The sequence below is a fragment of the Lutimaribacter marinistellae genome, from assembly GCF_042648365.1.
Classification (GTDB): Bacteria; Pseudomonadota; Alphaproteobacteria; order Rhodobacterales; family Rhodobacteraceae; genus Lutimaribacter_A; species Lutimaribacter_A marinistellae.
Genome location: NZ_JBHRXI010000025.1, coordinates 115,693 through 127,832, shown reverse-complemented (window position 1 = coordinate 127,832; position 12,140 = coordinate 115,693). Strand labels below are relative to the sequence as shown.

At 65.0% G+C, this 12,140-nt stretch carries 11 protein-coding genes; 6 read left to right on the top strand and 5 right to left on the bottom strand.

Going from position 1 to position 12,140, the window contains the following annotated elements; genetic code table 11:
• Positions 1 to 29: 29 nt before the first annotated feature.
• Positions 30 to 728, bottom strand: coding sequence for an SIMPL domain-containing protein (locus ACFORG_RS19305; protein WP_386737183.1), 699 nt, complete (start codon positions 726 to 728; stop codon positions 30 to 32).
• A 164-nt stretch (positions 729 to 892) separates the two neighbouring features.
• Between ACFORG_RS19305 and ACFORG_RS19300 the strand changes: the two genes are divergently transcribed.
• From ACFORG_RS19300 to ACFORG_RS19280, 5 genes are all read left to right on the top strand, one after another.
• Positions 893 to 3,232, top strand: coding sequence for a hypothetical protein (locus ACFORG_RS19300; RefSeq protein ID WP_386737182.1), 2,340 nt, complete (start codon positions 893 to 895; stop codon positions 3,230 to 3,232).
• 175 nt (positions 3,233 to 3,407) lie between these two features.
• Positions 3,408 to 5,294, top strand: coding sequence for a monovalent cation:proton antiporter-2 (CPA2) family protein (locus ACFORG_RS19295; RefSeq protein WP_386737181.1), 1,887 nt, complete (start codon positions 3,408 to 3,410; stop codon positions 5,292 to 5,294).
• Between the two features lie 85 nt (positions 5,295 to 5,379).
• The gene (locus tag ACFORG_RS19290) at positions 5,380 to 5,838 is read left to right on the top strand and encodes a (2Fe-2S)-binding protein (RefSeq protein ID WP_386737180.1); all 459 of its coding nucleotides are present in this window, start codon (positions 5,380 to 5,382) and stop codon (positions 5,836 to 5,838) included.
• Between the two features lie 3 nt (positions 5,839 to 5,841).
• Positions 5,842 to 8,010, top strand: a complete 2,169-nt coding sequence (locus ACFORG_RS19285; protein WP_386737179.1) for a xanthine dehydrogenase family protein molybdopterin-binding subunit — start codon at positions 5,842 to 5,844, stop codon at positions 8,008 to 8,010.
• 3 nt (positions 8,011 to 8,013) lie between these two features.
• A complete protein-coding gene (locus tag ACFORG_RS19280) occupies positions 8,014 to 8,613 on the top strand; it encodes an Isoquinoline 1-oxidoreductase subunit (protein WP_386737178.1) in 600 nt (199 codons plus the stop codon).
• Positions 8,614 to 8,631: 18 nt separating this feature from the next.
• Here the strand turns inward: ACFORG_RS19280 and cobT are convergent, their stop codons facing one another.
• Positions 8,632 to 9,645 carry a nicotinate-nucleotide--dimethylbenzimidazole phosphoribosyltransferase gene (gene cobT / locus ACFORG_RS19275; RefSeq protein ID WP_386737177.1) on the bottom strand — a complete coding sequence of 338 codons (1,014 nt, stop codon included), beginning with the start codon at positions 9,643 to 9,645 and terminating at the stop codon, positions 8,632 to 8,634.
• A 79-nt stretch (positions 9,646 to 9,724) separates the two neighbouring features.
• Between cobT and ACFORG_RS19270 the strand changes: the two genes are divergently transcribed.
• On the top strand, positions 9,725 to 10,486 hold the full coding sequence (locus tag ACFORG_RS19270) for an adenosylcobinamide-GDP ribazoletransferase (protein WP_386737176.1): 762 nt from the start codon (positions 9,725 to 9,727) through the stop codon (positions 10,484 to 10,486).
• Between the two features lie 71 nt (positions 10,487 to 10,557).
• On the opposite strand, the gene ACFORG_RS19265 is transcribed toward ACFORG_RS19270, so the two are convergent.
• The 3 genes from ACFORG_RS19265 to ACFORG_RS19255 form a co-directional block, all read right to left on the bottom strand.
• Positions 10,558 to 11,067: a CarD family transcriptional regulator gene (locus ACFORG_RS19265; RefSeq protein WP_386737175.1), complete on the bottom strand. Its 510-nt coding sequence runs from the start codon at positions 11,065 to 11,067 to the stop codon at positions 10,558 to 10,560.
• Between the two features lie 282 nt (positions 11,068 to 11,349).
• Positions 11,350 to 11,688: a ferredoxin FdxA gene (gene fdxA / locus ACFORG_RS19260; protein WP_386737174.1), complete on the bottom strand. Its 339-nt coding sequence runs from the start codon at positions 11,686 to 11,688 to the stop codon at positions 11,350 to 11,352.
• A gap of 64 nt (positions 11,689 to 11,752) precedes the next feature.
• Positions 11,753 to 12,139 carry an RNA-binding S4 domain-containing protein gene (locus ACFORG_RS19255; RefSeq protein WP_386737173.1) on the bottom strand — a complete coding sequence of 129 codons (387 nt, stop codon included), beginning with the start codon at positions 12,137 to 12,139 and terminating at the stop codon, positions 11,753 to 11,755.
• Position 12,140: the final 1 nt, after the last annotated feature.

Genomic DNA, 12,140 nt, shown 5'->3' with positions numbered 1-12,140 from the left:
GACGAAAGGGGGCTTCGGCCCCCTTTCCCTTACTCTCCGATGGCAAAGACCATCGACACGTTGACCTGCACGGACACTTCGCCACCCGCGACAGGTACCCCGCCGCCGGAATCGGCCATCGCCATCTCTGCCATCCGCGCCACCGGCCGACCCCCGCCATGCTCCGAGATGGTGACGACCTCACCCAGAGTCACGCCCGCCGCCTCGGCCAGTTGCCGCGCCTTGTCGGTTGCATCCTGAACCGCCTCCGCGCGCGCCTCCTTGACCAACGGACCCGACTCTTCAAGACCGAAGCTTAAGCCATTGAAATCGTTTGCGCCATCGCGGATCACCGCATCCATGATCTCGCCCAGCCGGTCAAGGTCGCGAACCCTGACGAACATGCGGTTCGATGCAACGAAACCGGTGATGCGGCGCGGTTCGGACTGATCCACCGGTCGCCGGTCGGACCAGACCGGGCGCAGCGACAGGTCCCGCGTCTGTACGTCGCGCGCGGCAATGCCCATTTCCTGCATGCGGCCAAGGATCCGTGTCACGGCCTCCGACGTCGCCTGCATGGCCGCGCCCGCCTCCTCGGCCTCGTTGGTCACGCCAAGCACGATGGTCGCCATGTCCGGCGCAGCCTCGACAGAGCCTTCACCATTGACAGTAATAAGGCGCGGCTGTTCCTCGGCCCAGGCCATCATCGGCGCCAGTATTGCGGCCGCCAGAAAAACGAATGTCTTCAACTGGTCTACTCCCGTTGTTATACCACCAGCATGGCTGCGCGGGGCTTTGCCGGGCAAGGGGGTGAATGGCCTTTCCCTTTCCCTCGGCGGGTTCCTGCTTTACAGTCGCAACACAGGCCGAGACAGGCTTGCACAGCAGTCGTTACGGGTGCCAAGACCAAGACATGAAACCGGCTTTTGCCCTGTCCCTGTCCTTCGAGGGTATTTCTCTCCTGCATCGCGCGGCCGGCGGCTGGCGCCGCGTGGGCGACGTTGCGCTCGACACTGCCGATCTTGCCGGCGCCTTGTCCGGCCTTCGTGAGAAGGCGCTCCGGCTTGAGCCGCAGGTAACCTCCAAACTCGTCATCCCGAACGAACAGATCAAGTATCTCACGGTCGAGACCGGCAGCCTCGACGACCCGGCAAGGATCGCTGCGGTCGAAGCCGCTCTCGAAGGCGCGACGCCCTACGCTCTTGCCGACCTTGCCTATGACATGTCGCCCGAGGGCGATGTCACCCATGTTGCCGCTGTCGCCCGCGAAACGCTGGACGAGGCCGAGGCATTCGCCCGCGAACACGGGTTCGATCCGCTCAGCTACGTCGCGATCCCGGGCGAGAATCCCTTTCTGGGCGAGCCGTTCTTTGGCCCCGCCCACGATGTCGCCGAGTTGACCGGCAGCGCTGCCGTCGATCCGGATGGAATCGCGATCGTTGTGATTGGCGAAGCCGAGATACCGCCCACGGAAACGCCCGCAGAAGAGGCTCCGGCGCCCCCAACCGTGGACCCTTTCGCCAAAGCCGAGGCCGTCGCGGACCCCGAACCAGAGGCCGCTCCGGAGCCCGCGGAAAAAGCCATTGCACCGGTTATCGGCTTTACCAGTCGGCGCGGCAAGACCGAGGATGACACCCCTGCAGCGCCGGTTCATGCACCCGCCACGCGCTCCGATCTGCCGGACACCGCCCCGACGGAAAAGCCGAAATCGGAACCGGAACCACCGACAGAGTCGAAACCGGTCGAAACACCTCCGTCGCCAGCTAAACCTGTCGCCGCACCTGTTCTGGCACCGGAACTCGACCTTCCGGATCTGCCGCAGACCGCTGCTCCGCAGGCGCATGCCGTGGCCGGACCGGTACCCGCCTCGACAGGCTTTGCCGCCGCACAAGCACCAGCCGACGAGGCCGAGCGCCTCACGATTTTCGGCGCGCGGGAAAGCAATCGTGCGACGCGCGGCAAGCCTCGCTACCTCGGCCTTGCCCTGTCGGTCGCGCTGCTGATCTTCCTCGCCGGTGTCGCGCTCTGGGCCGCTCTGTTCCTCGATGATGGGGTAACCGGCCTGTTCAGGTCGGAGCCTGAAACGACCGAGGTCGCACAGACCCAGATTTCCGAAGACCCGCAGGAACCGGCCCCCGAGAGCGCGCCGCAAGCGACATCGACAGAGGCCGAGGCACCCGTCGAACCCGCAGCCGCCGCGCCCGAGGTGCTGGCCAGCCTGCCGCAGGACGAAACCCTGTCGGAAACCGATGGCGCGGTGCTCGACGCCCTGCGCCAAGCGCCCCGCGTCGTCGCACCGCTGGCGGATGAACTGGCGGATACGGAACCCGAAGAGACCGCCCCCGCGCAACAGGCCCTTTACGCCGCAACGGGCATCTGGCCGAATGCACCGGAGGTTCCCGAGTTACCTGGTCTCATCAGCCTTGATGACGTCTATATCGCGTCCATCGACCGCCGGGACCTGTCTCAGGATGCCGTCGCGCTGGCGCCGGCTCAGGCGTTCGACACCGATGTGCAAATGACCTCGCTCGTGACGCCGTCGGCCGCGGGGGCCAGCTTCGAGCTCGACGCGCGCGGGCTTGTGACCCCGACGCCCGAAGGAACGCTGAACCCCGACGGCATCCTTGTTCATGCAGGCCCGCCGCCCCTTGTCCCCCCGGCCACGCCCGTCCGGTTCGAGGAAGAACCAGAAATCGACGCGGCGCGCGAACGGCTTGCAGGCTTCCGCCCACGTGTCAGGCCCGATGCGCTTGTCGAACAGAACGAACGGTTCCAGCTGGGTGGCCGCACGCGCGAGGAACTTGCCGGTGTTCGGCCCAAGCTGCGCCCGGAATCGCTACAACAGCAGGTTCAGGAGGCCACCCCTTCCGCCGCCACGCCGACCGAGAACGCCATCGCCGCCTCCACCGTACCAAAACTGCGGCCCAAGGACCTCGAGAAACAGGCCGAGCAGGACGATGACGAACCGCAAAGGGTTCCCGCCCGCACGGTCAAACCATCCTCGCCCTCGCCCAAGACCGTCTCGCGGCAGGCGACGGTCAACAACGCCATCAACCTTCGCAAGGTCAACCTGATCGGTGTCTACGGCACCCCTGCGAACCGGCGTGCATTGGTTCGCCTGCCCAGCGGTCGCTACAAGAAGGTCAAGGTCGGCGACCGTGTCGATGGTGGGCGCGTCCTCGCCATCGGCGACAGCGAGCTGCGCTACCAGAAAGGCGGGCGCAACCTGACCCTCAAGATCCCCAGCGGCTGAACCATTGGGCAGGGTGACGAAACGACCGGGTCACATCCGCGCGCCCCGGGATGCAACAACTTGCCCTCTGGCGCGTTCATCATCATCCTGAAACCGCGCAGCGGCAGGGTCGGACCGTCCGGATATCAGTCAGCCCGCGTCTCCGCGTCCCACCCGCCCCCTTTCGAGGAACCACATGGACAGCTTTCTTTACCAGGCCACGATCTACCTCGCAGCCGCGGTGATCGCGGTGCCGATTTCGGCGCGCCTTGGTCTTGGTTCGGTGCTGGGCTACCTCGCCGCCGGTATCGTGATCGGCCCGGTCCTTGGCCTCGTCGGCGCGGCCGAGACCGAGGACCTCCAGCATGTGGCGGAATTCGGCGTCGTGATGATGCTGTTCCTGATCGGGCTGGAGCTTGACCCGAAGGCGCTTTGGAACATGCGCGACCGGCTTGTCGGGCTCGGGGGCCTTCAGGTCGGCGTTTCGACCGTGGTGTTGATGGCGGTCGCGATCATGGCCGGTCTGGACTGGAAAACCGGCCTCGCCATCGGCCTGACACTGTCGCTGTCCTCCACCGCCATCGTCTTGCAGACCCTTTCCGAAAAGGGCCTGATGCAGACGAATGGCGGGCGGGCGACCTTTTCGGTTCTGCTGACGCAGGATATCGCCGTCATCCCGATCCTGGCCTTCCTGCCGCTGCTGGCCGCTGCGCCCGACATGGCCAAACTGGACGCGGACGGCTCGATCAGCCGCCTGCCGGAACATGCCGACAAGGCACATCACGGCATCAGCCTCGTCGAAGGTCTGCCTGGCTGGGCGGTGACACTCGTGACGATCGCGGCTGTCGCCTTCGTCATTCTGGCCGGCATCTACCTGACCCGGCCTCTGTTCCGCTTCATCCACTCCACGCGCCTTCGCGAGATGTACACCGCCCTCGCGCTGATGATCGTGGTGGGCATCTCCTTTCTCATGACGCTGGTGGGGCTGTCGCCCGCGCTCGGGGCCTTTCTTGCAGGTGTCGTTCTTGCCAACTCCGAATTCCGCCACGAGCTGGAAAGCGACCTCGAACCCTTCAAGGGCCTGTTCCTGGGTCTTTTCTTCATCACCGTAGGTGCCGGTATCAATTTCGGCTATTTCTTCGCCGATCCGTTCGACCTGATCGGGCTTGCCCTGCTGGTGATCCTCGCCAAGGGGATCATCCTCTACCTCGTCGGCCGGGCCTTCAAGCTCAAGGGGCGCGACCGCTGGCTGTTCACGCTCGGCCTTGCACAGGCGGGCGAGTTCGGCTTCGTCCTGCTGGCCTTTTCGGTTCAGCAGAACGTGATCGCGCCAGACCTGTCGCAGAAACTGCTGGTCATCATCGCCCTCACCATGCTGATCACGCCGCTTCTTTTCATCCTGCACGATCTCATTTCGCGCAACATGCGCGAGCAGACCCGCCAACAGCAGAAGCCCGACAAGATTGATGAGGTCGGCCCCGTCATCATCGCGGGCATCGGTCGTTTCGGCCAGATCGTGAATCGACTGGTCACCGCCAGCGGGTTCAAGACCATCGTGCTGGACCACAACATGGAAACCATCCAGCTGATGCGCCGCTTCGGAATGAAGGGGTTTCTTGGCGATCCGACCCGCCCCGAACTGCTCAAGGCCGCCGGCTTGGAAAAGGCCAAGGTGCTCGTCGCCGCGATGGACGAACCGCAGCAGGTAACCAAGCTGGTCGCCTATGCCCGCCGTCAGCGCCCCGATCTGCACATCATCGCCCGCGCCTATGACCGCAACCATGTCTACGAGCTCTACCAGGCCGGTGCCGATGACATCGTGCGCGAGATGTTCGACAGCTCCCTGCGCGCAGGGCGATATGTGCTCGAAAACATCGGGCTCAGCGATTACGAGGCTGCCGGCGCGGAAAAGACCTTCTACTTCCACGACCGCGAAACCGTGCGTGAACTTGCCAAACTGTGGAAGCCCGGCGTGCCCGCCAGCGAGAACCAGGAATACATCGAACGCGCCCGCGAGTTGCAGAAGGATCTCGAAACCCAGTTGCTCGAAATCGCCGAGCGGGACGACCGCCGCTCCGCCTGAGAAAGTGAAATCGTGATGGAACCCTGACGCGGCAGTCGGACTTGGCCTTGTAACCAAGCCGACATGTCAGCCAGGGAGACGCCGCATGACCACTTTCGAACTCAACGGAAAAGAGGTGACGGTCGACGTCCCGGATGACACGCCTCTGCTCTGGGTCCTGCGGGACGAGCTGCGCATGACCGGAACCAAGTTCGGATGCGGTATCGCACAATGCGGTGCCTGTACCGTCTACCTCAACGGAATGACGCGGCGCTCCTGCGTCACTCCGGTCTCGATGGCCGAAGGCGCCTTCGTGACCACGATCGAAGGGCTCGACGGGGTCGAGGCCGAGGCAGTTCAGCAAGCATGGGCCAAGCTCGACGTCCCTCAATGCGGCTGGTGCCAGTCAGGCCAGGTTATGAGCGCCACCGCGCTGCTGCGTGAGATCCCCGATCCCAGCGACGAGGATATCGACAACGCGATGGCCGGAAACATCTGCCGCTGCGCGACCTATGTGCGGATCCGCAAGGCGATCCACGACGCTGCCGACACGCTGGAGGGCTGAGCCATGACACGCCTGTCCCGCCGCGCCTTCGTCGCCTCCTCTGCCGGTCTCGTGATCGGCCTGACCCTGCCATTCAAGGCGCGCGCCCAGTCCGGGGCCGCCGCGGCGCTGCAATCGGGCGCGACCGACGGCGCCAGCTTTGCGCCCAATGCCTTTGTCCGCGTGGCCCCAGATGACACGATCACCGTGCTTATCAAGCATATCGAATTCGGCCAAGGTCCGTTCACCGGCCTCGCCACGCTTGTCGCCGAAGAGATGGATGCCGACTGGTCCCAGATGCGCGCCGAACATGCGCCCTCCGACAGCGAGCTTTACAAGAACCTCGCCTTCGGCATGCAGGGCACTGGCGGCTCGACCGCGATGGCCAATTCCTATACGCAGATGCGCCGCGCCGGTGCCGCCGCCCGCGCCATGCTTGTGGCCGCAGCCGCGCGCGAATGGGACGTACCCGAGGCCGAGATCACCGTCGCCAAGGGCCGCCTCAGCCACCCGTCGGGGCAAGAGGCAGGCTTTGGCGCATTGGCCGAAAAGGCCGCCCAAATGACACCCCCCGAGAACCCGGCGCTGAAATCGCCCGCCGATTTCGTGCTGATCGGCACCGACCTGCCCAAGCTCGACACGCAGGCCAAATCCAACGGCACCGCCGAGTTCACGATGGATGTCTACCGCGAGGGGATGCAGACCGTGGTCGTGGCGCACCCACCCAGTTTCGGCGCCACAGTGGCTCGGTTCGACGATGCCGAGGCCCGCACAGTGTCTGGAGTGACCGCCGTTCGGCAAATCCCGCAGGGCGTCGCCGTCTATGCCAACTCGACCCACGCGGCGCTCAAGGGGCGCGACGCACTGACGGTCGAATGGGACGAGCGCAACGCAGAAACCCGCTCCAGCGACCAGATCCTTGCCGATTATGCCGCCGCAGCCAAGGATGGCGGCCGCGATGCCGAGGTGATCGGGAACGGCGCCGCTGGTATCGACCGCTCCGATCAGATCCTCGAGGCCGAATTCCACTTCCCTTACCTCGCACACGCCCCACTGGAACCGCTCGACGGTGTTGTCGAATGGTCCGGTGACCGGGCCGAGGTCTGGATGGGCTCGCAGTTTCCAGCCTTCGATCATCCCACGATGGCGCAGGGGCTTGGCATTCCTCCGGAAAACATCTCGCTCAACGTCATGCTCGCCGGGGGCAGTTTTGGCCGCCGCGCGCAAGACACGGCCCATTTCGCGGCCGAACTCGCCGCCGTGGCCAAGGCCGGCGGACCCGGCGCCTACAAACTTGTCTGGACGCGCGAGGATGACCTGCATGGCGGCTATTACCGCCCGCTCACCATCCACAAGCTGCGCGCCGGACTGGACTCGCAGGGCCAGATCACCGGCTGGGAAGACATCGTGGTGAACCAGTCGATCATGGCCGGTGGGCCCATGGCCGCCATGATGCAGGACGAGATGGACCCAACCGCCTACGAGGGCGCGACCAAGATGCCCTATGATTTCGGCAATGCGCGCACTGGCTGGGTGTCGCAGCAGGGTCCCGTTCCCGTGCTCTGGTGGCGCTCTGTCGGGCACACGCATACGGGCTATGCGACCGAGGTGTTCCTCGACATGCTGCTCGAGGCGCAGGGCAAGGACCCCGTTCAGGGCAGGCTCGACCTGCTGAAACCCGATGCCGGGCGCGATCGCGGCGTGTTGGAAAAGGTCGCGCAGATGGCCGGTTGGGACGGAACGCTCGTCAAAGGTGACAAGGCCTACGGCGTGGCCCTGCACGAAAGCTTCCAGACCTATGTCGCGCAGATTGCCGAGATATCGGAGCAGGACGGCATGCCGCGCGTGCATCGCGTCTGGTGCGCGGTCGATTGCGGCGTTGCGGTGAACCCGAACGTGATCCGCGCCCAGATGGAGGGCGGGATCGGCTTCGGACTTGGCGCCGTGCTCTTCGACGAGATCACGCTGGTCGAGGGCGGGCGCGTCGAACAGTCCAACTTCGACACCTACCGCATGCTGCGGATCAACGAGATGCCCGAGGTCGAGGTCGCGATCATCGCGTCCGACGCCGACCCCACCGGCGTGGGTGAACCCGGCCTGCCGCCCATCGGACCCGCCGTGGCCAACGCCTGGCGTGTGCTGACCGGCCAAACCGTTACCCGTCTTCCCTTCACCCGCGCGACCGGAGCCTGATCCATGCTGAAACCGACCTTTCTCGCGGCGCTTATCTGCGCCGCCCCCGCCTATGCCGAAACCGTCAACGGCCTGCGCACGCCCGATGCCTTTACCAGCATCGAGAACGAGGCCGACCGTTCCATCGCCATTTTCGAGGAAATGTTGCTGGTGATCGAACACCCCCGCTGCCTCAATTGCCACCCAGTGGGTAACTCTCCGCGACAGGGCATGGCGATGGAGCTGCACCAGCCGCCCGTCATACGCGGCCCGGCCGATTTCGGCGCTCCGGGCATGCGCTGCAGTACGTGCCACGGCCCCGAAAACGTCGCTTATGCAACCAACGACGGATCGATTCCCGGTCACGAGCCGTGGCAGCTTGCCCCGCTCGAAATGGGATGGGTAGGCAAATCCGCCGCCGAGATTTGCGCGCAACTCAAGGATCCCGAGCGCAACGGCGGCAAAAGCCTTGACGAGCTGCACGAACACAACGCCAAGGACGGGCTCGTCGGCTGGGGCTGGGACCCCGGCGAAGGCCGCGAACCCGCGCCCGGTTCGCAGGAGGTCTTTGGCCAGCTTACCCGCGCCTGGATCGATACCGGCGCGGCCTGTCCCACGGGCTAGGTCACGGGGCCGGAGGGCTCAGCCCTCCGCCACGCCCGCCTCGGCAAAAGTCGCCATGCCCGAATGGCAGGCCACCGCCCCCTTGAGGATCTGGATCGCCAGCGCCCCGCCCGACCCTTCGCCCAGTCGCAAACCAAGCGACAGCAACGGCTGCTTGCCCAACCGCTCAAGCAACGCACCATGGGCACCCTCGGCGCTTTGGTGGCCCGCAACCGCATGATCCAACGCCCCGGCAATGCTGGCATCAAGGCAGGCCGCCGCAGCGGTACAGATGAACCCGTCAAGGATGACGGGAATGCGCAACACCCGCGCCGCCGCAATCGCCCCGGCCATCGCCGCCAGCTCGCGCCCGCCAAGTCGGCGTAATACGTCCAGCCCGTCGCCCTGCCCCGCATGAAGGGCAACGCCCTCGCGAACCACGCGGATCTTGTTGGCCAGTCCGGCATCATCCACGCCGGTTCCGCGCCCGGTCCAATCCGCCGCGTCCCCGCCGTACAGCGCACAGGCAATCGCTGCCGCCGGGGTGGTGTTCCCGATCCCCATCTCTCCGACCACCAACAGATCAGCCGCCGGATCGACAGCCCGCCAGCCCGCACGCAGCGCCGCGACCACCTCTTCTTCGCTCATCGCGGGAGATTGCGTGAAATCCGCCGTCGGACGGTCGAGATCAAGCGCATGGACATCCATCCGCGCCCCCGCCGCGCGGGCCAGCTGGTTGATCGCGGCGCCGCCCGCCTGGAAATTCGCGACCATCTGCACGGTCACCTCGGCGGGAAAGGCGGAAACGCCTTGCGCTGTCACGCCGTGATTGCCCGCGAACACGATGACCTGCGGCGCCTTGATCTCGGGACGCGCATCACCGCGCCACCCGGCATACCAGATCGCCAGATCCTCCAGCCGCCCCAACGCCCCCGGCGGTTTGGTCAACTGCCCATTGCGGTCTTCGGCCCCGGTGCGTGCCGCCATGTCCGGGCCTAACGCCTCTGACAACAGGGCACGGAAACGGGAAAGGTCATCGAATTGGGGGAGCATGAAGGGCCTCGTTGCATTGCGGGTCGGCCCCGTGTTTAACCGACCCGGTTCCAGCGACAAGTCCGGGAAAGGCCCGCGCATGACGAAAAACGACAAAGCCCTTGTTTCGCCATGGGACCCGGCGCTGGCGCTTGTGCTGCTCACCCGCTTGCCCTTGCCCACACTGCCCGATCACGCGTTCACGCGGCAGGCACGCGCAGCCTGGGCCTGGCCACTGGCGGGGCTTGTCGCCGGGGGAATGGCCTGGGCGGCGGGTGCATCGCTGTTGGCACTCGGCCTGCCCCCGATGCCTGCGGCAGGCGTTATGCTGGCGCTGTTGATCATGACGACCGGCGCAATGCACGAAGATGGGCTGGCCGATACCGCGGACGGGCTGTGGGGCGGGTTCACGCGCGAAAGGCGGCTCGAGATCATGCGTGACAGCCGCATCGGCAGCTACGGCGTACTGGCTCTGATCGTCATGCAGGGGTTGCGCTGGTCGGCAATCGCCGGTCTCGCCGCAAGCGGAGGCCTCGGAACGGTGCTAGCAGCTGCACTCTGGTCGCGGGCACTGATGGCCGGTCTCATGGCCACCCTGCCGCAGGCCAGAAGCGATGGTCTCAGCCGTTCGGTTGGCCGTCCATTCGTGCTGACTGCCCTGCTGGCCTGCGCCTGCGCGCTGATCGGCGCCTGGTTCACAGGCACTCCCCTGATCTTGCCCGCGTTTCTCGCCCTTGCCGGGGTTGCTGCGCTTGGCGCATTGGCACATGCCCGCATCGGTGGACAAACCGGCGACATCCTCGGCGCCGCGCAGCAAATTGCCGAGACGCTTTTCCTGCTCACGGCGCTTGCCCTGCTCTAAGCAGACCCGCCACGAAAAAGGGCCGCGCGCAATGGCGCACGGCCCCTCGAAAGTCTTGACGCCCTGCCCGATCAGGCGGCGCGCGACATCAGCACCTCGTCAACCTGCCGGGCTGCCGACAACTCGTCGCCGCCGGACACGGCCGCAACCTCGCGCGTCAGCCGTTCCAGCGCGGCTTCGTAAAGCTGGCGCTCGGAGTAGCTCTGCTCGCGCTGGTCGTCGCTGCGATGCAGGTCCCTCACCACTTCGGCGATCGAAATCAGGTCACCGGAATTGATCTTCTGTTCGTATTCCTGGGCACGGCGCGACCACATCGCTCGCTTGACCTTGGCCTTGCCCTTGAGCGTCTTCATCGCCTGGTTGATGACGTCCGGAGAGCTGAGCGAGCGCATCCCCACCTCGGTGGCCTTGTTCGTCGGCACCCGCAAGGTCATCTTGTCCTTCTCAAAGGAAATCACGAACAGCTCGAGCGCATACCCCGCCACTTCCTGCTCCTCGATCGACAGGATCTGACCGACGCCATGCGCTGGATACACGACGTAATCGTTGGGGCGGAATTCGAGCTTCTTCGACTTGGTCATTCACGTTTTTCCTTGGCTACGGACCGGTTGCGGGCGACAAAAGCCCCCCGACGGGAAGAGTGGTTCCCGTCAAGCGGCCATGCGTATCTGTGGATTCAGAATTCGAAACTGAGCATAGTTTCGATGCGTTTCCCGGTCACGATCATCATCAGGCCGCCAATCTACCATAAAATAGGTAGAGATGGAAGCGGACTCAAGGCCCACGCCCTCGAAACCCAATAGTTGCATGGGTTTATCCAGCTGATCCCGTACTTATTCCAACCTTGGAAGACGACGAATCGGTCAACCGCCCTCGCCCGGCGCTTCCGAGAAATACTTGTCCAGCTTGCCGGTTTCTCCGTCGCGCTCCTCGGCCTCGGGCAGAGGGTCCTTCTTGGTGACGATGACCGGCCACTGCTCGGCATATTTGCGGTTCAACTCGACCCACTTTTCCATATCCGGCTCGGTATCGGGCCGGATGGCGTCCGCAGGGCATTCAGGCTCGCACACGCCGCAATCAATGCATTCGTCAGGGTGGATCACCAGCATGTTCTCGCCCTCGTAGAAGCAATCCACCGGGCATACCTCGACACAGTCGGTGTATTTGCAGGAGATGCAGTTATCGGTGACGATATATGTCATGGTGGCCATCCGGTCTCGGTCTGTTGCGGTCTAGCTAGAACAGACCGGCCCCATCTTCAAGGGATCAATCCCCACCCTTCCTTCCGGAAAGATCAAGTGCGCGGCGATCCTTCTTGGTAGGCCGCCCTTTTCCCTCGAAACGAGGGTTTGCCGGAACATCCGCCTCACCAGGCTCTTTTGGCGGGGAAAGGTCGGTGTAAAGCGTCTGCGCCTCGGGGGCCGGACCGCGCCGCGTACCCAGCGCCTCGACCCGCACGACGCGCACGTCTCCGGCCTGCGCGAAGGTCAGAACATCGCCCGGCGATACGCCCGCTGCGGGCTTTTCCGCCCGTTTGCCGTTGATACGAACATGGCCGCCGCCCACCTGGGCAGCGGCCAAGCCGCGCGTCTTGAAAAACCGCGCATACCAGAGCCATTTGTCCAGCCGCAGCCGGGGCCGCGGCTCAGACATG

Coding starts and splice junctions, on each gene's coding strand:
- ACFORG_RS19290 (WP_386737180.1), top strand. CDS start 5,380: ATGACCACTTTCGAACTCAACGGAAAAGAGGTGACGGTCGACGTCCCG.
- cobT (WP_386737177.1), bottom strand. CDS start 9,645: ATGCTCCCCCAATTCGATGACCTTTCCCGTTTCCGTGCCCTGTTGTCA.
- ACFORG_RS19265 (WP_386737175.1), bottom strand. CDS start 11,067: ATGACCAAGTCGAAGAAGCTCGAATTCCGCCCCAACGATTACGTCGTG.
- ACFORG_RS19255 (WP_386737173.1), bottom strand. CDS start 12,139: ATGTCTGAGCCGCGGCCCCGGCTGCGGCTGGACAAATGGCTCTGGTAT.
- ACFORG_RS19300 (WP_386737182.1), top strand. CDS start 893: ATGAAACCGGCTTTTGCCCTGTCCCTGTCCTTCGAGGGTATTTCTCTC.
- ACFORG_RS19285 (WP_386737179.1), top strand. CDS start 5,842: ATGACACGCCTGTCCCGCCGCGCCTTCGTCGCCTCCTCTGCCGGTCTC.
- ACFORG_RS19295 (WP_386737181.1), top strand. CDS start 3,408: ATGGACAGCTTTCTTTACCAGGCCACGATCTACCTCGCAGCCGCGGTG.
- ACFORG_RS19270 (WP_386737176.1), top strand. CDS start 9,725: ATGACGAAAAACGACAAAGCCCTTGTTTCGCCATGGGACCCGGCGCTG.
- ACFORG_RS19280 (WP_386737178.1), top strand. CDS start 8,014: ATGCTGAAACCGACCTTTCTCGCGGCGCTTATCTGCGCCGCCCCCGCC.
- fdxA (WP_386737174.1), bottom strand. CDS start 11,688: ATGACATATATCGTCACCGATAACTGCATCTCCTGCAAATACACCGAC.